This window comes from Streptomyces triticisoli (assembly GCF_003270085.1).
GTDB classification, from domain to species: Bacteria; Actinomycetota; Actinomycetes; order Streptomycetales; family Streptomycetaceae; genus Streptomyces; species Streptomyces triticisoli.
In genome coordinates this window covers 1-19,563 of the sequence record NZ_QFDQ01000157.1, presented here as the reverse complement: position 1 = coordinate 19,563, position 19,563 = coordinate 1, and the positions used below count along the sequence as shown (strand labels likewise).

Below are 19,563 nucleotides of genomic sequence, written 5' to 3'. Positions count from 1 at the left end.
TCCATACGGTCTCCGGGCGGGGCGGGTGGTCAAGGCCACCCGCCCCGCCCGTCGCCGTTTGATCTACTCGCCGGTAGCATCCTGACCATGGCAGACACGCAGCAGGTTGACCCCAAGGCCGAGCGCAAGGCGGCCCGCCTCGCCCAGCAGATCGGCTCCTTCTCCACGGCCCACGGAGGCGCCGAGGGCCAGGTCGCATACCTCGGACAGCGCGGCGCCCGCATCGTCCTCGTCGGCGAGGACGGCACCTGGGGCGACCTCGTGGCCCCCACCTACGACATCGCCAGGGCGGCGGTGGAGAAGTCCGGGATCACCGTCCACGAGACGTTCGACGGCGAGTTCGCGGGCAAGGTGAGGACGGGCCCGTACGAGTGGAGCCGTATGGCGGGCCTCCAGATCGGCGGCCCGAAGAACGGCTGAACCGGAGCCCCGCGCCTCGGGCCACGCACAGGACAGGGCCTGTCCGGCGGATCGTGCCGGACAGGCCCTGAGCGATTTCAGGCCTTCGTCGAGTCTTCGTCGGGCCTTCGTCAGGCCTTCGTCAGGGTGGGCTCGGCGGCCGGGCCCGGCAGGTCGGTCACTGCCTCGGGGCGCTCACGCAGCGACAGCAGCACCCGCAGTACCCAGATCCACATCAGGCACGAGCCCAGCATGTGCAGGCCCACCAGGACCTCGGGCAGGTGCAGGAAGGTCTGGGTGTAGCCCAGGGCGCCCTGGGCGAGCAGGATCAGGAACAGTTCACGGGTCCGCGCCAGCGGGCCCTTCGGCGCGTCGACGGCCTTGAGGATGAACCACAGGGCGAACGTCAGCGTGACCACGATCCAGGCCAGCACGGCGTGCAGCTTGGCGACCGTCTGCCAGTCGATCGGGATACGGGGCACCTCCTGGGAGTCGCCCGCGTGCGGCCCGGCGCCGGTCACCACCGTGCCCACCGCGATCAGCAGCACGCTCGCGAGGACGAGGAACCCCACCAGCTGCTGGATCGGCTTGCCGACCAGCGGGCGCGGTGCCGTGTCGCCCTCGCGGGTGCGCTGCCACATCACCGTGGCGGCCGCGATCAGCGCCGAGGAGAGCAGGAAGTGCGCGGCGACGGTGTACGGGTTCAGGCCGACGAGGACGACGATGCCGCCGAGCACCGCGTTGCCCATGACCACCCAGAACTGCACCCAGCCCAGCCGGGTGAGGCTGCGCCGCCACGGCTTCTGGGAGCGGGCGGCGACGATCGCCCAGCCGACGGCGGCGCACAGCACGTACGTCAGCAGCCGGTTGCCGAACTCGATCACGCCGTGCAGGCCCATCTCGCTGGTGGTGGTCAGCGAGTCATCGGTGCACTTGGGCCAGGTCGGGCAGCCGAGGCCCGAACCGGTCAGACGGACCGCGCCGCCGGTGACGACGATGACGACCGCCATGACGAGCGCGGAGAGGGCCGCCCGCTGGACGGTCCTCGGGTGCGGGGTCCAGCGCGCGGCGATGAAGGCGAGGGGGTTGCGCACGGCGGATACGGCGTCGGCGCGGGTCAGGTTCGGCACGCTTCCCATCGTAGGCCGCCGCTTGTGCACGCTTTCACGAGGGTCCATCACGCCCTACTCCCAGCGGAAGAACTTTCCGGCGGCGGCGAGGCCCGCCACCGCCCACACGGCGAGGATCCCCAGGTCGCCCCACGGCATCCCGGCGCCGTGCTGGAGCACGTCCCGCAGCCCGCCGGACAGCGCCGAGATGGGCAGCAGCCCCAGCACGTCCTGCGCGCCGGCCGGGAACTTCTCCAGCGGTACGACCACGCCGCCGCCGACCAGCAGCAGCAGGAAGACCAGATTGGCGGCGGCCAGGGTCGCCTCGGCCTTGAGCGTGCCCGCCATCAGCAGGCCCAGCCCGGAGAAGGCGGCCGTGCCGAGGACCAGCAGCAGGAGCACGGCGAACGGGTTGCCCTGCGGCGACCAGCCCAGCGCGAAGGCGATCACGGTCAGCAGCACGATCTGCAGGACCTCGGTGACCAGCACGGACACCGTCTTGGCGGTCATCAGCCCCCAGCGCGGCAACGGCGAGGCGGCCAGCCGCTTGAGCACGCCGTAGCGCCGCTCGAAGCCGGTCGCGATGGCCTGCCCGGTGAACGCCGTCGACATCACGGCCAGAGCGAGGACACCGGGGGTGAGGAAGTCCACGGCCCTGCCCGCGCCGGTGTCCACGATGTCCACGGAGCTGAACAGCACCAGCAGCAGCGTAGGGATGACGACGGTCAGCAGCAGCTGCTCGCCGTTGCGCAGCAGCATCTTCGTCTCCAGCGCCGCCTGCGCCGCGATCATGCGGGGCAGCGGGGCGGCGCCGGGCTTCGGGGTGTACGCACCCGTACCGGTGACGAGGGTCACGAGCGCAGCTCCTTGCCGGTCAGCTCCAAAAAGACGTCCTCCAGTGTGTGCCGCTCGACCGAGATCCGGTCCGGCATCACCCCGTTCTGCGCGCACCAGGACGTCACGGTCGCGAGCAGTTGCGGGTCGACCTTGCCGACGACCCGGTAGGCGCCCGGGGTCAGCTCGGCGGCGGTGCAGTCGGCGGGCAGCGCCTTGAGCAGCGAGCCCACGTCGAGCCCGGGGCGGCCGGTGAAGCGCAGGGTGTTCTCGGCGCCGCCGCGGCACAGCTCCTCCGGGGAGCCCTGGGCGATGACCCGGCCCGCGTCGATGATGGCGACGTCGTCGGCGAGCTGTTCGGCCTCCTCCATGTGGTGCGTGGTGAGGATCACGGACACGCCGTCGGCGCGCAGGTCGCGCACGAGGTCCCAGGTGGTCCGGCGGGCCTGGGGGTCGAGTCCGGCGGTCGGCTCGTCGAGGAAGAGCAGCTCGGGCCGGCCGACGACGGCCATGGCGAACGCCAGCCGCTGCTGCTGCCCGCCGGACAGCCGTCGGTAGGGGGTCCGCCCGCAGCTGCCGAGCCCGAGCCGTTCGATGAGGGCGTCCACGTCCAGCGGGTGCGCGTGCAGTCTGGCGACGTGCCGCAGCATCTCGTCCGCCCGCGCCCCCGAGTACACACCCCCGGACTGCAGCATCACGCCGATCCGGGGCCGCAGCGCGGCCGACTGCCTGACGGGGTCGAGGCCCAGGACGCGTACCGTGCCGGAGTCCGGCCGCCGGTACCCCTCGCAGGTCTCGACCGTCGTCGTCTTGCCCGCGCCGTTGGGACCGAGTACGGCGGTCACACCCGCCTGGGCCACCAGGTCGAGGCCGTCCACCGCGGTCTTCGCGCCGTACCGCTTCACCAGAGCCTGAACCTGAACCACGGGCTCACTTCGCATGGTCCCTGAGTCTAGGGACCGGCGCGGGTGCCCTGACGCGCGGGTGCGGCGTCTCCGGACCGACCGGAGATCGCTCCGCGGATCGCTCCCGCAGATCGGGTTAGGTAACCCTAAGTGACGTAGTGCACGCCCGTCCGGAGCAGCGTCGCTTGTCACTCTCCGAGGAATTACGCAACAATGGTGTTGTGAAAAACGTCGGCGAGGTTCGGGAGCCCCCCGCGGGGGTCCCGCAGGAGGAGTTCGTGACTGGGGAGCGCTCCACGCGCAACCGGGTCGCGCGGTCCATCCTGGACCACGGCCCGTCGACCGTCGCCGAGCTGGCCGGACGGCTGGGGCTCACCCAGGCCGCCGTACGGCGCCACCTGGACGCCCTGGTCACCGACGGTGTCGTCGAGGCGCGGGAGCAGCGGGTGTACGGCGCGCGGACGCGCGGCCGGCCCGCCAAGGTCTTCGCGCTCACCGACGGCGGCCGGGACGCCTTCGACCAGTCGTACGACAAGCTCGCCGTGGACGCGCTCCGCTGGATCGCCGAGCAGGGAGGCGGACCGGAGGCGGTCGCCGCCTTCGCCCGGGCCCGCGTCGCCGCCCAGGCGAGCGCGTACCGCAAGGCGATCGAGGCGGCCGGCCCCGACGAGCGGACGGAAGCGCTGGCGAAGGCCCTCAGTGTGGACGGGTACGCTGCTACGGCGCGCAGCGCGCCCCTCCCGCACAAGGGTGAGCAGCTCTGCCAGCACCACTGCCCGGTGGCCCACGTCGCGGAGCAGTTCCCGCAGCTCTGCGAGGCGGAGACGGAAGTCTTCGCCGAGCTGCTGGGGACGCACGTCCAGCGGCTGGCGACCATCGCGCACGGCGACGGCGTCTGCACGACGTACATCCCCAAGATGTCCCAGAACGATCACCGAAGCGACAACGCACCCACAAGCACGGCCGGGAGGAACCCCGCATGACTCTCCCCATGGAGACTGCCCACCCCGAACTCGAGGGCCTGGGCAAGTACGAATACGGCTGGGCCGACTCCGACGAGGCCGGAGCCTCCGCCCGGCGCGGTCTGAACGAGGAGGTCGTCCGCGACATCTCGTCGAAGAAGTCCGAGCCGGAGTGGATGACCAAGCTGCGCCTGAAGGGTCTGCGGCTCTTCGAGAAGAAGCCCATGCCGAACTGGGGCTCGGACCTGTCGGGGATCGACTTCGACAACATCAAGTACTTCGTGCGCTCCACGGAGAAGCAGGCGCAGTCCTGGGAGGACCTGCCCGAGGACATCAAGAACACGTACGACAGGCTCGGCATCCCCGAGGCGGAGAAGCAGCGCCTGGTCGCCGGTGTCGCCGCGCAGTACGAGTCGGAGGTCGTCTACCACCAGATCCGTGATGACCTGGAGGAGCAGGGCGTCGTCTTCCTCGACACCGACACCGCCCTGAAGGAGCACCCGGAGCTCTTCAAGGAGTACTTCGGCACCGTCATCCCCGTCGGCGACAACAAGTTCGCGTCGCTGAACACCGCCGTGTGGTCCGGCGGCTCCTTCATCTACGTCCCGCCGGGCGTCCACGTGGAGATCCCGCTCCAGGCCTACTTCCGCATCAACACGGAGAACATGGGCCAGTTCGAGCGGACCCTGATCATCGTCGACGAGGGCGCCTACGTGCACTACGTCGAGGGCTGCACCGCGCCGATCTACAAGAGCGACTCGCTGCACAGCGCCGTTGTCGAGATCATCGTCAAGAAGAACGCCCGCTGCCGCTACACGACCATCCAGAACTGGTCGAACAACGTCTACAACCTGGTCACCAAGCGCGCCGTGGCCTACGAGGGCGCGACCATGGAGTGGGTCGACGGCAACATCGGCTCCAAGGTGACGATGAAGTACCCGGCCGTCTACCTGATGGGCGAGCACGCCAAGGGTGAAACCCTCTCCATCGCCTTCGCGGGCGAGGGGCAGCACCAGGACGCCGGGTCCAAGATGGTCCACATGGCGCCGCACACGTCCTCCAACATCGTCTCCAAGTCCGTGGCGCGCGGCGGCGGCCGTACGTCGTACCGCGGCCTGGTCGAGATCGGTGAGGGCGCCGCCGGGTCGAAGTCGAACGTGCTGTGCGACGCGCTGCTCGTCGACACGATCTCCCGGTCGGACACCTACCCCTACGTCGACGTCCGTGAGGACGACGTGTCCATGGGCCACGAGGCCACCGTCTCCAAGGTCTCCGAGGACCAGCTCTTCTACCTGATGAGCCGCGGTCTGTCCGAGGACGAGGCGATGGCGATGATCGTGCGCGGCTTCGTCGAGCCGATCGCCAAGGAGCTGCCCATGGAGTACGCGCTGGAGCTCAACCGGCTGATCGAGCTGCAGATGGAGGGCGCGGTCGGTTAAGCACCGACCCGGGCCGGAGGCGACTCCGGCCCGCCGTCCCCTCTCAAGCCCATACGTAACGGAAAGCGAGCAATACGACAGCCATGGCTGAGGCCCAGAATATCCCGGTGGGTTCCGCCACCGCCGGCTCGATCGCGGTGGCCGCCGAGTCGACCGTCGCCACGCGCATGAGCGCGCCGCCCTCCTTCGACGTGGGGGACTTCCCGGTCCCGCACGGCCGCGAGGAGGAGTGGCGGTTCACCCCGCTGGAGCGACTGCGCGGTCTGCACGACGGCACCGCGACCGCCACCGGCGAGGGCGTGAAGGTGGACGTCCAGGCCCCCGAGGGCGTCACCGTCGAGACCGTCGGCCGCGACGACGCGCGGCTCGGCAAGGCGGGCACCCCGGTGGACCGCGTCGCCGCCCAGGCCTACTCCTCCTTCGAGAAGGCCTCGGTCGTGACCGTCCCCAAGGAGGCCGTCCTGACCGAGCCGATCCGCATCGCGGTGCACGGCGAGGGCGGGGTCGCCTACGGCCACCAGGTCATCGAGCTCGGGGCCTTCGCCGAGGCCGTCGTCGTCATCGACCACACCGGTGACGCGGTGCTCGCCGCCAACGTCGACTGCATCCTGGGCGACGGCGCCAAGCTGACGGTCGTCTCCATCCAGGACTGGGACGACAAGGCGGTCCACGTCGGCCAGCACAACGCGCTGATCGGCCGGGACGCCACCTTCAAGTCCTTCGTGGTCACCTTCGGCGGCGACCTCGTCCGCCTGCACCCGCGCGTCGCCTACACCGGCACCGGCGGCGAGGCCGAGCTGTTCGGCCTGTACTTCACCGACGCCGGCCAGCACCAGGAGCACCGCCTCCTGGTCGACCACAACGTCCCGCACTGCAAGTCGAACGTCGTCTACAAGGGCGCGCTCCAGGGCGACGACGCGCACGCGGTGTGGATCGGCGACGTGCTGATCGAGGCCCAGGCCGAGGGCACCGACACCTACGAGATGAACCGCAACCTGGTGCTGACCGACGGCGCCCGGGTCGACTCCGTGCCGAACCTGGAGATCGAGACCGGCGAGATCGTCGGCGCCGGTCACGCCTCCGCCACCGGCCGCTTCGACGACGAGCAGCTCTTCTACCTGATGGCCCGCGGCATCCCGGAGCAGGAGGCCCGCCGCCTGGTGGTCCTCGGCTTCTTCGCCGAGCTGGTCCAGCAGATCGGCGTCGCGGACCTGCAGGAGCGTCTGATCGCCAAGATCGAGGAGGAGCTGGAGGCAGCGGTCGCATGAGTCCCGCCTTTGTACGCGTCTGCGGACTGGACGAGCTGGAGGAGGACACCCCGAAGCGGGTGGAGCTCGACGGCACGCCCATCTCCGTGGTGCGCACCGACGGCGAGGTGTTCGCGATCCACGACATCTGCTCGCACGCGAACGTCTCACTCGCCGAGGGCGAGGTCGACGACTGCCACATCGAGTGCTGGCTGCACGGCTCGCGCTTCGACCTCCGCTCCGGCAAGCCCGACACGCTTCCCGCGACGCGCCCCGTCCCCGTATACCCCGTAAAGATCGAAGGGGACGACGTACTCGTCTCCCTCACCCAGGAGTCCTGAGGCACCCATGGCAACGCTTGAAATCCGAGACCTGCACGTCACCGTCGAGGCCGACAACGCCACGAAGGAAATCCTCAAGGGCGTCGACCTCACCGTGAAGCAGGGCGAGACGCACGCCATCATGGGCCCCAACGGCTCGGGCAAGTCGACCCTCGCCTACGCCCTCGCCGGCCACCCCAAGTACACCGTCTCCAGTGGCACGGTCACCCTGGACGGCGAGGACGTCCTGGAGATGTCCGTCGACGAGCGCGCCCGCGCGGGCCTGTTCCTGGCCATGCAGTACCCGGTCGAGGTCCCCGGCGTCTCGGTCTCCAACTTCCTGCGCACCTCCGCGACCGCGATCCGCGGCGAGGCCCCGAAGCTGCGCCACTGGGTGAAGGAGGTCAAGGAGACCATGGAGCGTCTCAACATGGACCCCGCCTTCGCCGAGCGCAACGTCAACGAGGGCTTCTCCGGCGGTGAGAAGAAGCGCCACGAGATCCTTCAGCTGGAGCTGCTCAAGCCGAAGATCGCGGTGCTCGACGAGACCGACTCCGGTCTGGACGTCGACGCCCTGCGCGTCGTGTCCGAGGGCGTGAACCGGGTCCGCGAGAACGGCCAGGTCGGCACCCTGCTGATCACCCACTACACGCGTATCCTGCGCTACATCAAGCCCGACCAGGTCCACGTCTTCGCCGACGGCCGCATCGCCGAGTCCGGCGGCCCGGAGCTCGCGGACAAGCTGGAGAACGAGGGCTACGAGGCGTACGTGAAGGGTGGCGCATCCGCGTGACACAGCTGCCGGGCCTCCTCGACACCGAGGCGCTCCGCAAGGACTTCCCCCTCCTGGACCGAGTGGTCCATGACGGCAGGAAGATCGTGTACCTGGACAACGCGGCGACCTCGCAGAAGCCGCGCCAGGTGCTGGACGCCCTGAGCGAGTACTACGAGAGTTACAACGCCAACGTCCACCGCGGTGTGCACGTGCTCGCCGAGGAGGCCACGGCGCTGTACGAGGGCGCGCGCGACAAGGTCGCCGCGTTCATCAACGCGCCCAGCCGCGACGAGGTGATCTTCACCAAGAACGCCTCCGAGTCGCTCAACCTCGTGGCGAACATGCTCGGCTGGGCCGACGAGCCCTACCGTGTGGACCACGAGACCGAGATCGTCATCACGGAGATGGAGCACCACTCCAACATCGTTCCCTGGCAGCTGCTGGCGCAGCGCACGGGCGCGAAGCTGAAGTGGTTCGGCCTGACCGACGACGGCCGTCTGGACCTGTCGAACATCGACGAGATCATCACGGAGAAGACGAAGATCGTCTCCTTCGTGCTGGTGTCCAACATCCTCGGCACCCTCAACCCGGTCGAGGCGATAGTGCGCCGGGCGCAGGAGGTCGGTGCCCTGGTCTGTCTCGACGCCTCGCAGGCCGCCCCGCACATGCCGCTGGACGTGCAGGCCCTGCAGGCCGACTTCGTGGCCTTCACCGGCCACAAGATGTGCGGACCGACCGGCATCGGCGTGCTCTGGGGCCGCCAGGAACTCCTGGAGGACCTGCCTCCGTTCCTCGGCGGCGGCGAGATGATCGAGACCGTCTCGATGCACTCGTCGACGTACGCCCCCGCCCCGCACAAGTTCGAGGCGGGCACCCCGCCGATCGCGCAGGCGGTCGGGCTGGGCGCGGCGGTCGACTACCTGAGCGCGATCGGGATGGACAAGATCCTCGCCCATGAGCACGCGCTCACCGAGTACGCGGTGAAGCGGCTGACGGAGGTCCCCGACCTCCGGATCATCGGCCCGGCCACGGCCGAGGACCGCGCGGCCGCCATCTCCTTCACCCTCGGTGACATCCACCCGCACGACGTGGGCCAGGTCCTCGACGAGCAGGGCATCGCGGTGCGCGTGGGCCACCACTGCGCGCGGCCCGTCTGCCTGCGGTACGGAATTCCTGCGACCACGCGAGCGTCGTTCTATCTGTACTCCACGCCGGCCGAGATCGACGCACTGGTCGACGGCCTGGAGCACGTAAGGAACTTCTTCGGATGAGGGGCTGACGCGTGAAGCTGGACTCGATGTACCAGGAAGTCATCCTGGACCACTACAAGCACCCGCACGGGCGGGGCTTGCGGGATGGCGACGCCGAGGTGCACCACGTGAACCCGACGTGCGGTGACGAGATCACGCTTCGCGTGAAGTACGACGGCACCACGATCAAAGACGTCTCGTACGAGGGCCAGGGCTGCTCCATCAGCCAGGCCTCGGCCTCCGTACTGAACGAACTCCTCGTCGGCAAGGAGCTGGCCGAGGCGCAGAGGATCCAGGAGACCTTCCTGGAGCTGATGCAGTCCAAAGGAAAGATCGAACCCGACGACGCGATGGAGGACGTCCTGGAGGACGCGGTGGCGTTCGCCGGGGTGTCCAAGTATCCGGCCCGGGTCAAGTGCGCCCTGCTGAGCTGGATGGCCTGGAAGGACGCGACGGCCCAGGCACTGGACGGCGCCGACGCCGAAAGGAAGACGGCATGAGCGAGACCGTGGAGATGAAGCCGGCCTCGGCGGAGGAGGTCCGGGAGGCCCTGATGGACGTCGTCGACCCCGAACTGGGCATCGACGTCGTCAATCTGGGACTGATCTACGGCGTCCACGTCGACGAGTCGAACATCGCGACCATCGACATGACCCTGACCTCGGCGGCCTGTCCGCTGACGGATGTCATCGAGGACCAGGCCAAGTCCGTCACGGAGGGCCTCGTCAACGAGCTGCGCATCAACTGGGTCTGGATGCCGCCGTGGGGCCCGGACAAGATCACGGACGACGGCCGCGAGCAGCTGCGGGCGCTGGGCTTCAACGTCTGAGATCCACGTACGCACGGGAAACGGCGAGGTCCGCTGGGCCTCGCCGTTTCCCGTGCGCCGCTTCCCGTGCCCGGCGGACGCTCATCCCCCTGTGCACACGCCCCTGTGCCGCGCTCTCTAGGCTCCCTGCATGGGATACCTCTTGCTCGCCGCTGCCATCGTCGCGGAAGTCGTCGCCACGACCGCCATGAAGTACAGCGAGGGCTTCAGCAGACTCGGGCCCTCACTGGTGACGGTCGTCGGCTACGTGATCTCCTTCGGGCTGCTCGCCCAGACCCTCAAGACCCTGTCCATCGGCACGGCCTACGCGATCTGGTCCGGCGTCGGCACCGCGGCCGTGGCCGCGATCGGCCTGGTGCTCTTCAGCGAGGCGCTGACCCTGTCCAAGGTCGCCGGGATCGTGCTGATCGTCGGCGGGGTGGTGGTGCTGAACCTGGGCGGCGCCCACTGATCCGGGGGCGGGAGCCCGGCCGTGCCGATCGGCACATGAGACGGTGACGGCACCGGTTCGCCGGTGCGCGCGAGGGCGGGTTAGGTTTCCTTCTATGACCGACACGACTGCTCCTCGCACCACCGGCGCCGTGGCCGCCGGCCTTGCCACGATCACCGCCGACGGCACCGTTCTCGACACCTGGTTCCCCGCGCCCGAGCTGAGGGCCGAGCCCGGCCCGGCCGGCACCGAGCGGCTGTCCGCCGAGCGGGCCGCGGAGCTGCTCGGCGGCGGCGCGACCGCGGCGATCGGGCCGGACGCCCGCCGGGGCGTCGAGGTGGTCGCGGTCCGCACGGTCATCGCCTCGCTCGACGAGAAGCCGGTCGACGCGCACGACGTCTACCTGCGCCTGCACCTGCTCTCCCACCGCCTGGTCAAGCCGCACGGACTGAGCCTGGACGGCATCTTCGGCTTCCTCGCCAACGTCGCCTGGACCTCGCTCGGCCCGGTCGCCGTCGACGACGTCGAGAAGGTGCGCCTCAACGCCCGCGCCGAGGGCCTGCACCTGCAGGTGACCTCCGTCGACAAGTTCCCGCGCATGACGGACTACGTCGCCCCCAAGGGCGTCCGCATCGCCGACGCCGACCGCGTCCGCCTCGGCGCGCACCTCGCCGAGGGCACCACCGTGATGCACGAGGGCTTCGTCAACTTCAACGCCGGAACCCTCGGCACCTCCATGGTCGAGGGCCGTATCTCCGCCGGCGTCGTGATCGGCGACGGCTCGGACATCGGCGGCGGCGCCTCCACCATGGGCACGCTCTCCGGCGGCGGCAACGTGATCATCTCCGTCGGCGAGCGCTGCCTGATCGGCGCCCAGGCGGGCGTGGGCATCGCGCTCGGCGACGAGTGCGTGGTCGAGGCCGGCCTCTACGTCACTGCGGGCACCCGTGTGACCCTGCCCGACGGCGAGATCGTTAAGGCCCGCGACCTCTCCGGCGCCTCCCACATCCTCTTCCGCCGCAACTCGGTCACCGGCGTGGTCGAGGCCCGCCCCAACAACGCGGTCTGGGGCGGCCTGAACGAGGTCCTGCACAGCCACAACTGACAGGGCGGAACAGAGAAGGCGGGACACCCTCCCGAGGGTGCCCCGCCTTCTCTGCCGGCCGCTGCTAAGAGGACTGCTCCGCCACCAGCCGCTCGTAGGCCGCCCGCAGAGCCGCGACCGTTTCCGGGGACGCGGGCCGCAGCGGCGCGCGGACCGGGCCCGCGGGCAGGCCCAGGGCGTTCAGCAGGCCCTTCGCGGTGACCGTGCCGGGCAGACCGGCGGACATCGTCAACTCGACGAGTTCCGTGGCCTGCTGCTGCAGGCGGGCCGCCCGTGCGGTGTCACCGGCGTCGAACGCGTCCAGCACGGAGCGGAGTTGGCGCGGGACGAGGTTCGCGACCGTGCTGACGTAGCCCGCGCCGCCCACCGCGTACAGGGCGAGGATGTGCTCGTCGCAGCCCGCGTAGTACGCCAACTCGGTGCGGGCCAGCACCTTCTGGGTGCCGAGGAAGTCGTAGGAGCAGTCCTTGACCGCCACGATCCGGGGATGAGCGGCCAGCCGGAGCATCGTCTCCGGCTCGATGCGGGTGCCGGTGCGGCCGGGGATGTCGTACAGGACCACCGGCAGCCCACAGGCGTCCGCGACCGTGCGGAAGTGCTCCTCCACGGCGTCCTGCGGCGGCCTGCTGTAGTACGGCGTGACCACCAGCACCCCGTCGGCGCCCGCCTTCTCCGCCCCCAGCGCCAGCTCGACCGTGTGCCGGGTGTCGGCGGTGCCCACGCCCGCGACGATCGAGGCCCGCTCCCCGACCGCCTCCCGCACGGCCCGCACCAGCGCCGCCTTCTCGGCGTCCGTCGTGGTCGGCGACTCGCCCGTCGTGCCGTTGAGTACGAGACCGTCGCAGCCCTCGGCCACCAGCCGCTCGGCGAGTCGCCGGGCGCCGTCGAGGTCGAGTGCGCCCGAGGCGGTGAAGGGCGTGACCATGGCGCACAGGGCGCGGCCGAAGGGAGGGGCGGGAGTCTCTGAGGCCGAGGTTGTCATGGGAGCAGTCTCGGCTGCCCGGTCGCACAGCTCCACTTAATTCTCCTACTGCGTATCGGTAAGCAATGCTTCTTCGTGCGGTGGCGTGGTCCCACAGGTTCCTGATGCCGAACCCGCCCGTCATGGGCCACCATGGGCATGAGGTCACCAACGGGCAGCTCATGGGAGGCGTCATGAAGCTCGGCAAGGCACTGGCCACCGGAGTCGCGCAGGAGCAGCCGCCGGTCTCCGAAGAGGAAGCCCCCGGACTTCCCGAGGAGACCCAGGAGCCGCAGACCGAAGCGCCCGAAGAGGTCCCGGCCGCCCGATGAGGCTGCGGCTGCCCGCGGAACGCCCGACGGAGCCGCCGACCGGATACAAGATCGCCCACCCGATGCTGTTCCAGGACGGCACCCGGGCCGGCTTCACCGGTGTGTCGCTCGGCGGCGCGCTGCCGTACGGCGTCCTGGCGGACGCGTCCTGCGTCTACGGCCGCCGGCACCGGCCGCCCGCCCGCCTGTGCGACTGCGGCTTCCACTGCGTGCACGTACGCGCCGACGCCGAGGCCCTGCTGTGCACGGCCGGGCACCGCACGGCCGTCCTGCTGGAGGTCACGGTCCTCGGCGCCTACATCCGCTTCGAGCGCGGCTTCCGCTACGCCCGTCAGCGGGTGCGCACCGCGACGGCGGGACCGTGCGCGTGCGGCGCGCCCGCCTCCGCGCTGGCCGACGCGGGCTGGGGCAGGCCCGGCTGGCGGGCGCTGGCCGCCGTCTGCCCGGGGTGCGTGCGCGGTCGTACCTCCGTGACGCTCACCGGCTTCGCCCGGCTGGCCGGGGAGGGGCTGCGGGTCGTGGCGGGCGGCGGCCTGCCGCAGCCGGGAGCCGCCCCGCCCGGCGGGCCGGGCCTTCCCTCCGGGCTCGGTGTGCCCGAACTCGTCGCGGAGGCCGCCCTGCTGCAGGCGAGGCTCGACTGGTTCCAGGCCCAGCTGGCCCGCCTCGGCGAACGCGGACCCGGAGGCGCGAGCAGGGGGTAGTGAGGCCGTCACGGGGTACCCGGATGTTCCGTACCGAGAGGAGGCGGGACACCGTGACCGGGACGATCGATGCGAGGCCTGCGAGTGAGCAGCACCGCACGGTGCGCGGCCACTCGGCGGGCGAGCGCCCGGTGGGCGAACTCGTCCACCAGGCCACTGAACAGCTTTCCCTGCTCATCCGGCAGGAAATGGCCCTCGCCAAGGCGGAACTGACCCAGAAGGGGCGCCGTATGGGGCGCGGCGGCGGGATGCTGGGCGCGGCGGGCGCCATCGGCTACGTCGGGCTGATCGCGCTGGCCGGCACGTGCGTCGCCGCCATCTCGCTGGCGCTGCCCGTGTGGGCCGCGGCGCTCATCGTGACGGGTGCGCTGTTCGCGATCGCGGGCGTGCTGGCCCTGACCGGTCGCGCCCAGCTGCACTACGCCACACCGCCCAGGCCGGAGATGACGCTCGGCAGCGTCAGGGCGGATGTCGAGGAGATCAAGGAAAGGGCGCACCACCGATGACGGACAGGACGCAGGGGGCGGACGGCGGATCGACACCGGTCACCGGCGCGAAAGGCCCCGACGAGCTGCGGCAGCAGATCGAGGAGACCAGGAGCCGGCTCGGCGACACCGTCGAGGAACTGGCCGCGAAGGCCGATGTGAAGGGCCGCGCCAAGGCCCGCGCGGCCGACCTGAGGGACAAGGCCGGCGCGATGACGGTCCAGCTGCGCAGCACCGCCGCGCAGGCCGGCCACCGGATCCAGGAGAAGGCGAGCCACGCCGGGCACCGGGCGCAGGACACGGCGTCCCGGGCCGGGCACACGGTCACGGACACGGCGTCCCGGGCCGGACACACGGTCCAGGACACGGCGAGCCGGGCCGGGCACAGCGCCCCGATGAACAGTGTGAACAACGCCGTCCAGGCGTGCCGCCGCAACCCGCGCCCGCTGATGATCGCGCTCGTGGCGGGCGCGGCGCTGGTGACGGCGGCGCAACCGGGACTGCTGAGGCCGCGCACCCAGCGGCTTCGACCGGAGGCCGCCCCCACCGGAGAGGTGGGGGCGGCCTCCGGCCGGCACTCTAGGGGCGGAACCGCAGCACCTGCGGGTCGTGGTCGCTGATCTGGTCGTGGAACTCCGCGTTGATGTGCACGCTGTCGTACGCGAAGCCGCCGCCGCGCCGGATCGACGGGCTGACCAGGATCTGGTCCAGGACCTGTGCGTTGCCCTGGTAGACGTAGGAGTAGCGCTCGCTCCTGGGCAGCGACTTGATCGCCGACCACAGCTCGCCGCCGCCCTCGAGGATCTTCGTCGTCCCGGAGAACTCGAAGTCGTTCATGTCGCCGAGCGTGACGACGGCCGCGTTCTTCTCCACCTTCAGGATGTCCTTGACGAAGGAGTTCACCTCGGCCGCCTGAAGGTGGCGCTGGACCTCCGAGCCGCGCGCCGGCGGCTGGTACTGGGAGGTCAGACCCTGGTCGCCGCCCTTGGAGGCGAAGTGGTTGGCGATCACGACGACCGTACGGCCGCGGAAGACGAACTCGCCGGCCAGCGGCTTGCGGCTGGACTGCCAGGCGTCACTGGCCGGGTTGATCCGGCCGGGGGAGACCGTCAGGGCCGCCTTGCCGCGCACCTTGGTGACGCCGGCGGCGGTGGTCGAGTCGCCGCCCGGGCGGTCGGTGAAGGAGACTCGCTGGGGGTTGAACAGGAACACCTGACGGATGTTGCCGCCCGGCTGGCCGCCGTCCTGCTTGTCGGCCGGGTCGATCCCGCGCCAGTCGTACCTCGGGCCGCCCGCCGCGACGATCGCGTCGATCAGCCTGGTGACCGTCACGCTCGCGTCGACCGTGCCGTCGTCGACGGCGCCGTTGTTGTCCTGGATCTCCTCCAGGGACACGATGTCGGGCGAGCGCAGATGGTGCACGATCGCGGCGGCGTGCGCGTCGAAGGTGGTGTCGGACGGGTCGAGGTTCTCGACGTTGTAGGTGGCCACCGCCAGCTCGCCGGGGGACTGCCCACGGGTCGTCTCGCGCCGCAGTCCGCCGCTCTTGAGCGTGCCGAGCCGGTCGGCGACGAGCGTGTAGCCGCCGAACTGGTTGTAGTCCAGCGGGCCGGTGGTGGGGCCGGCGAGGGTGTCGCCGACGTTCGCCACGGGGAAGTCGGCGATCGGGCCCAGCGACTCGATCTGCAGGCGGCCGGTGTTCTGGGAGTCGTAGGAGCCGTAGACCGTGCCGCCGCGGCGGTTGCGGTTCTCGTCCGGTTTCACCGTCACCCACAGCTCGCCGTAGGGGTTGGTGGCGGTGACCACGCGGGCGTCGGAGACCTGGACGTTCATTCCTTCCAGGGACTCGTAGTAGTCCAGGGCGTACCTCGACGGCCGCAGCGGCAGGGCGTTGACCGAGCCCTTGGCGGCGGGGTCGCCGGCCGGGGCGTACGCGGCGGGCACCGACTTGGCGTCGATCACGACCGGGGCCGGGACCGGGTTGCCGCTGGAGACGACGGTGACGTCCGGCTTGGTGATCTCGGTGATCGCCTGGTTGCCGGAGGTGGCGCCGCCCGGGACGAACTCCGAGACCGTGCCGCTGACCGTGACGGCGTCACCGACGGCGACCTTCGGGGTGGAGCTGGTGAAGACGAAGACGCCCTCGCTGGTGGCCGGATCGTCGTCCGGGCGCGGGTCCTGCATCCAGAAGCCTCTGGAGGAGCCGTAGCCGCGTACGCCGGTGACGGTTCCGGCCACATCCGTGACCTGCTGTCCGGCGTACGGGGATATCCGGGTGGTGCCCTGGATGTCGTGGATGCGCACGGAGTCCGCGTGCGCGGGAGTGGTGAGGACGGTCGTCTGGGCAGCGACCGCCGCGGAACAGACGGCGGCGACGGTCAGCGCGGCAAGACGCGCGGAAGACTTGCTCGGCAACGTGGATCCCTCCGGGGACGTGCGGGAGCGCCGGGACGGGGTGATGCGTGGAACGAGGGCCGCGACCGGCGGACGGAGGCGGCGCGCAGACATCAGTGAACAGCCGTCCCCTGAATTTCTACGCGCGTCAATTTCCTGTGTGGCACAGTCGGTTGTCAAGGTTTCGGCCATGGACGGCCGGTGAAGGGGAGATGAACCGGGCCGCATGGGTGGAAATCCGTCTAGGCTGAGCGGCTGAGTCGTACGGCCGTATGTCCATGAGGAGAATCAGCCGATGTCAGACAGGTCCCCGCTCCCACCGGTTCGGCTCGCATCCGAACCGGAGCTGGCCCGGGACGCGCTCGCCACCCCGCTGCTGTCGCACGCCGCGCGGCTCGCCCGCTGGGCCGAAGGCGGGACGCGGGCCGACGCCGACGGGCTGCCGGCGGAGGATCAACTGTCCGCCGCGGCCGGGGTGCTCGGCCTGAGCGGGGACGACGCGGCGGCCCGGACGAACCAGGCGTGGCGGATCGCCGTGGACACCGGGCTCGTCGAGGCGACCGACGAGGAGGCGGGCACCGTCGCGGCCGGCGCCGGCCTGGGCCTGCTGACCGGCGGCTCGCCGCACGACGTGCTCGCGGTGTGGCTGACCGCGCTGGAGTCCGTGCTGGCGGACGCGGGCGGGCCCGGCGGCGAGGCGGAGTTCCTCGACGGGGTGCTGGCCAACCTCTACCTGCTCACCGTGGGCGAGGGCGGACCCGGCGGCGGCCTGGTGCCGCTGCCCGTGCTCGCCGCCTCCGTGCTCGTGCCCGACGACATGGGGGAGCCCACCGACGACATGCTGCGGCAGGTCTCCGAGGCGATGATGCGGCTGGACGAGCAGTTCCGGCTCCTCGAACCGGTCGGGCTCGTCGCGTACCGGCCGGTGGACGAGGAGGTGATGGCGGACACCGAGGAGGAGCCGCCGACGCCGGCCGACGAGGCCGACGTGGCCCGCTACGGCATGGTGCGGCTCACCCCGCTCGGACTGTACGGGCTGCGCGCCCGGCTGCTGAAGGCCGGTCACGCGGCCCCGGTGGTCGGCGACTTCGCGGACAAGGGCGCCGACGCGCTGCTCGACGGCACCGCCGCGTTCCCCCCGGCCGCCGCGCACGCCGAGACCGAGCAGTGGCTCGCCCGCCGTGAACCCGTCGTCGCCGCACGGGAGTTGCTGGCCGCCGCCCGCGGCACGGACCCGGGAGCGCCCCTGCGCCGGCTGCGCTGTCAGCAGGCCCTGTCCCTGGTCGGTGCCGAGGCCGAACCGGCGCTCAGGGAGGTGCTCGACGACGCCGAACTGGGCGGGCTGGCCCGGGTCTGGCTGACCGAGCGCGGCCTGGACGACGTACCGGCGCCCTCCCAGAAGATGATCTTCTGGCTGACCATCGACACGGTGGCCGCGCAACTGGCGGCCGAGGGCGACTCCGAGGAACTGCACGCCCTCGTCAAGGGCCTCGCCGAACAGCACAGCGGCTTCTTCGCGGCGGCCTGGCGGGTGCACCACCCGCAGACCGCGGACGTGCTGGAGGCGATGGGCCGGCTCCACCCCGACAAGAAGATCGCGAAGGAAGCCCGGAAGGCGGCCTTCAAGACCCGCTCCGCGCACGGCGGTTGAGCCCGCGGCGGGCTCGGTGTACGGAGGTCGAGCCCGCGGCCCGCACCACACCGGTGCGGGCCACGGACGTTGTGTCACTTGCTGATGGCGAACCGCATCAGGGCGTGCTCGTCGCCCTGCTTGATCTTCCCCGTCTCGTTGATCACCTGCAGCTTCCAGGACCCGCCCACCCGCACGGCCTTGGCCACGGCGCAGCCGTTGTCCTGGGTGAGCATGCTCGGCCAGATCTCGGCCACCTGCTGGGAGCTGCCCCCGGTCGCGTCGTACACCTTGAAGCTGATGTTGCGCGCCTTCTGGAAGGAGCTGTTCTTCTTGAACGCGGAGGCGACGAACACGATCGAGGTGATGTGGGGCGGTATCCGGGCGAACTCGACCGTCACCGTCTCGTCGTCGCCGTCCCCGTGGCCGGTCTGGTTGTCACCGCTGTGCACCAGCGAGCCGTTGCCCATGGGGTCCAGGGAGTCCAGGCCCGCCAGGCGCACCGGCTCCGAGCCCTGCATGGCGATGGCGATGAGGTCGAGGTCGGTGCCGGCCTTGCGACGGAGCTTGCCCAGCACCCCGCCGCTGGCGCCCGCGGTCGGGTCCCAGGAGACCCCGATGGACATGTGGGTCACCCCGTCCAGGTCCGCCGGGCCGTCTTCTTTCGTCAGCATGATCATGCGTAGTTCATCCTCTGGTGAAGGTACTGGCAACAGGCGAATTCTGTCCTACAGCGCCTGGGCGGCCGGCTTCACCATGTTCCGCACGGTGCGGGCCTTGACGAAGTCGCCCATCGCCGTCATCTCCCACTCGCCGGTGAACTGCCGGATGAGCTTGGCCATCATCACGCCGGTCTGCGGCTCGGCGTTGGTGAGGTCGAAGCGGACCAGTTCCTCCTCCGTGGTGGCGTCCAGCAGGCGGCAGTAGGCCTTGGCGACCTCGTTGAACTTCTGGCCGGAGAACGAGTTCACGGTGAACACCAGGCCGGTCACCTCCTGGGGCAGGCGCCCGAGGTCCACCACGATCACCTCGTCGTCGCCCGCGCCCTCGCCGGTGAGGTTGTCACCGGAGTGCTTGACCGCGCCATTGAGAATGGTCAGCTTGCCGAAGTAGCAGCTGTCGATGTGGTTGCGCTGCGGGCCGTAGGCGATGACGGAGGCGTCCAGGTCGATGTCCGCGCCGCGGTACGCCGGCTCCCAGCCGAGGCCCATCTTGACCCGGGAGAGCAGCGGACGGCCGCCCTTGACCAGGGACACGGTCTGGTTCTTCTGCAGGCTGACCCGGCCCTTGTCGAGGTTGACCTTCCCGGCGCCGAAGGCGGGCGCGGCGGGAGCGGGCGGGGCCGGGGGAGCGGGCGGGGCCGGCGGGGTGACCTGGGGCTGCATGGCGGGCGGCGGCGGAGCCATGGGCTGCGGCGGGGTGCCCGGGTGCGGCGGGGCGACCGGCTGGGCCGGAG

22 protein-coding genes and 1 pseudogene are annotated in these 19,563 nt (G+C 70.8%); 16 read left to right on the top strand and 7 right to left on the bottom strand.

Annotation, left to right across the window (positions count from 1 at the left end):
• The first annotated feature begins 87 nt into the window (after nt 1-87).
• On the top strand, nt 88-420 hold the full coding sequence (locus DEP02_RS21295) for a hypothetical protein (protein ID WP_112469280.1): 333 nt from the start codon (nt 88-90) through the stop codon (nt 418-420).
• Nucleotides 421-530: 110 nt separating this feature from the next.
• Here DEP02_RS21295 and DEP02_RS21290 read toward each other — a convergent pair whose 3' ends face one another.
• The 3 genes from DEP02_RS21290 to DEP02_RS21280 are packed head-to-tail and all read right to left on the bottom strand — an operon-like array spanning nt 531 to nt 3,283.
• Nucleotides 531-1,538: a COX15/CtaA family protein gene (locus DEP02_RS21290; RefSeq protein WP_112469279.1), complete on the bottom strand. Its 1,008-nt coding sequence runs from the start codon at nt 1,536-1,538 to the stop codon at nt 531-533.
• A gap of 45 nt (nt 1,539-1,583) precedes the next feature.
• Nucleotides 1,584-2,300, bottom strand: a complete 717-nt coding sequence (locus tag DEP02_RS21285; RefSeq protein ID WP_112469281.1) for an ABC transporter permease — start codon at nt 2,298-2,300, stop codon at nt 1,584-1,586.
• Nucleotides 2,301-2,359: 59 nt separating this feature from the next.
• Nucleotides 2,360-3,283 (bottom strand): ABC transporter ATP-binding protein, encoded by a 924-nt coding sequence (locus DEP02_RS21280; RefSeq protein WP_112469278.1) that lies wholly within the window; start codon nt 3,281-3,283, stop codon nt 2,360-2,362.
• Nucleotides 3,284-3,468: 185 nt separating this feature from the next.
• Here DEP02_RS21280 and DEP02_RS21275 point away from each other — a divergent pair, with 185 nt between their 5' ends.
• From DEP02_RS21275 to dapD, 10 genes are all read left to right on the top strand, one after another.
• The gene (locus tag DEP02_RS21275; RefSeq protein WP_112469277.1) at nt 3,469-4,230 is read left to right on the top strand and encodes a helix-turn-helix transcriptional regulator; all 762 of its coding nucleotides are present in this window, start codon (nt 3,469-3,471) and stop codon (nt 4,228-4,230) included.
• A complete protein-coding gene (sufB, locus tag DEP02_RS21270; protein WP_112469276.1) occupies nt 4,227-5,648 on the top strand; it encodes a Fe-S cluster assembly protein SufB in 1,422 nt (473 codons plus the stop codon). Before DEP02_RS21275 ends, sufB begins: the two co-directional genes overlap by 4 nt.
• Before the next feature lie 83 nt (nt 5,649-5,731).
• Nucleotides 5,732-6,916: a Fe-S cluster assembly protein SufD gene (gene sufD / locus DEP02_RS21265; protein ID WP_112469275.1), complete on the top strand. Its 1,185-nt coding sequence runs from the start codon at nt 5,732-5,734 to the stop codon at nt 6,914-6,916.
• Nucleotides 6,913-7,236 carry a non-heme iron oxygenase ferredoxin subunit gene (locus DEP02_RS21260; RefSeq protein ID WP_112469274.1) on the top strand — a complete coding sequence of 108 codons (324 nt, stop codon included), beginning with the start codon at nt 6,913-6,915 and terminating at the stop codon, nt 7,234-7,236. Before sufD ends, DEP02_RS21260 begins: the two co-directional genes overlap by 4 nt.
• Nucleotides 7,237-7,243: 7 nt before the next feature.
• The gene (sufC, locus tag DEP02_RS21255; RefSeq protein ID WP_112469273.1) at nt 7,244-8,008 is read left to right on the top strand and encodes a Fe-S cluster assembly ATPase SufC; all 765 of its coding nucleotides are present in this window, start codon (nt 7,244-7,246) and stop codon (nt 8,006-8,008) included.
• Complete coding sequence (locus DEP02_RS21250; protein ID WP_112469272.1) at nt 8,005-9,261, top strand: cysteine desulfurase; 1,257 nt, start codon at nt 8,005-8,007, stop codon at nt 9,259-9,261. Before sufC ends, DEP02_RS21250 begins: the two co-directional genes overlap by 4 nt.
• 11 nt (nt 9,262-9,272) lie before the next feature.
• Nucleotides 9,273-9,740 (top strand): Fe-S cluster assembly sulfur transfer protein SufU, encoded by a 468-nt coding sequence (sufU, locus tag DEP02_RS21245; RefSeq protein WP_112469271.1) that lies wholly within the window; start codon nt 9,273-9,275, stop codon nt 9,738-9,740.
• On the top strand, nt 9,737-10,069 hold the full coding sequence (locus tag DEP02_RS21240; protein WP_112469270.1) for a metal-sulfur cluster assembly factor: 333 nt from the start codon (nt 9,737-9,739) through the stop codon (nt 10,067-10,069). The genes sufU and DEP02_RS21240 overlap by 4 nt, the downstream gene beginning before the upstream one ends.
• Before the next feature lie 130 nt (nt 10,070-10,199).
• Nucleotides 10,200-10,520 carry a DMT family transporter gene (locus DEP02_RS21235; protein WP_112469269.1) on the top strand — a complete coding sequence of 107 codons (321 nt, stop codon included), beginning with the start codon at nt 10,200-10,202 and terminating at the stop codon, nt 10,518-10,520.
• Nucleotides 10,521-10,614: 94 nt separating this feature from the next.
• A complete protein-coding gene (gene dapD / locus DEP02_RS21230; RefSeq protein ID WP_112469268.1) occupies nt 10,615-11,604 on the top strand; it encodes a 2,3,4,5-tetrahydropyridine-2,6-dicarboxylate N-succinyltransferase in 990 nt (329 codons plus the stop codon).
• Nucleotides 11,605-11,668: 64 nt separating this feature from the next.
• On the opposite strand, the gene dapA is transcribed toward dapD, so the two are convergent.
• Nucleotides 11,669-12,586, bottom strand: a complete 918-nt coding sequence (gene dapA, locus DEP02_RS21225; protein ID WP_198668516.1) for a 4-hydroxy-tetrahydrodipicolinate synthase — start codon at nt 12,584-12,586, stop codon at nt 11,669-11,671.
• Between the two features lie 104 nt (nt 12,587-12,690).
• Here dapA and DEP02_RS33580 point away from each other — a divergent pair, with 104 nt between their 5' ends.
• From DEP02_RS33580 to DEP02_RS21210, 4 genes and pseudogenes are all read left to right on the top strand, one after another.
• Nucleotides 12,691-12,897: a hypothetical protein gene (locus DEP02_RS33580; protein WP_157977501.1), complete on the top strand. Its 207-nt coding sequence runs from the start codon at nt 12,691-12,693 to the stop codon at nt 12,895-12,897.
• A complete protein-coding gene (locus DEP02_RS21220) occupies nt 12,894-13,598 on the top strand; it encodes a hypothetical protein (RefSeq protein WP_112469266.1) in 705 nt (234 codons plus the stop codon). The genes DEP02_RS33580 and DEP02_RS21220 overlap by 4 nt, the downstream gene beginning before the upstream one ends.
• Nucleotides 13,599-13,651: 53 nt before the next feature.
• A complete protein-coding gene (locus DEP02_RS21215; protein ID WP_198668515.1) occupies nt 13,652-14,104 on the top strand; it encodes a phage holin family protein in 453 nt (150 codons plus the stop codon).
• Nucleotides 14,101-14,598, top strand: a pseudogene (locus tag DEP02_RS21210) (DUF3618 domain-containing protein); the annotation flags it as partial. The gene DEP02_RS21215 and the pseudogene DEP02_RS21210, both read left to right, overlap by 4 nt.
• Before the next feature lie 64 nt (nt 14,599-14,662).
• On the opposite strand, the gene DEP02_RS21205 reads toward DEP02_RS21210, so the two are convergent.
• Nucleotides 14,663-16,498 (bottom strand): DUF8508 domain-containing protein, encoded by a 1,836-nt coding sequence (locus DEP02_RS21205; RefSeq protein WP_112469263.1) that lies wholly within the window; start codon nt 16,496-16,498, stop codon nt 14,663-14,665.
• A 274-nt stretch (nt 16,499-16,772) separates the two neighbouring features.
• On the opposite strand from DEP02_RS21205, the gene DEP02_RS21200 reads away from it, so the two are divergent.
• Nucleotides 16,773-18,128: a hypothetical protein gene (locus DEP02_RS21200; RefSeq protein WP_112469262.1), complete on the top strand. Its 1,356-nt coding sequence runs from the start codon at nt 16,773-16,775 to the stop codon at nt 18,126-18,128.
• Between the two features lie 74 nt (nt 18,129-18,202).
• Here the strand turns inward: DEP02_RS21200 and DEP02_RS21195 are convergent, their stop codons facing one another.
• Together DEP02_RS21195 and DEP02_RS21190 are read right to left on the bottom strand one after the other, a co-directional pair.
• Complete coding sequence (locus DEP02_RS21195) at nt 18,203-18,787, bottom strand: TerD family protein (RefSeq protein WP_112469261.1); 585 nt, start codon at nt 18,785-18,787, stop codon at nt 18,203-18,205.
• A 48-nt stretch (nt 18,788-18,835) separates the two neighbouring features.
• Nucleotides 18,836-19,563, bottom strand: a 728-nt coding sequence (locus DEP02_RS21190; protein ID WP_198668514.1) for a TerD family protein, incomplete at its 5' end; no start/stop codon positions are given.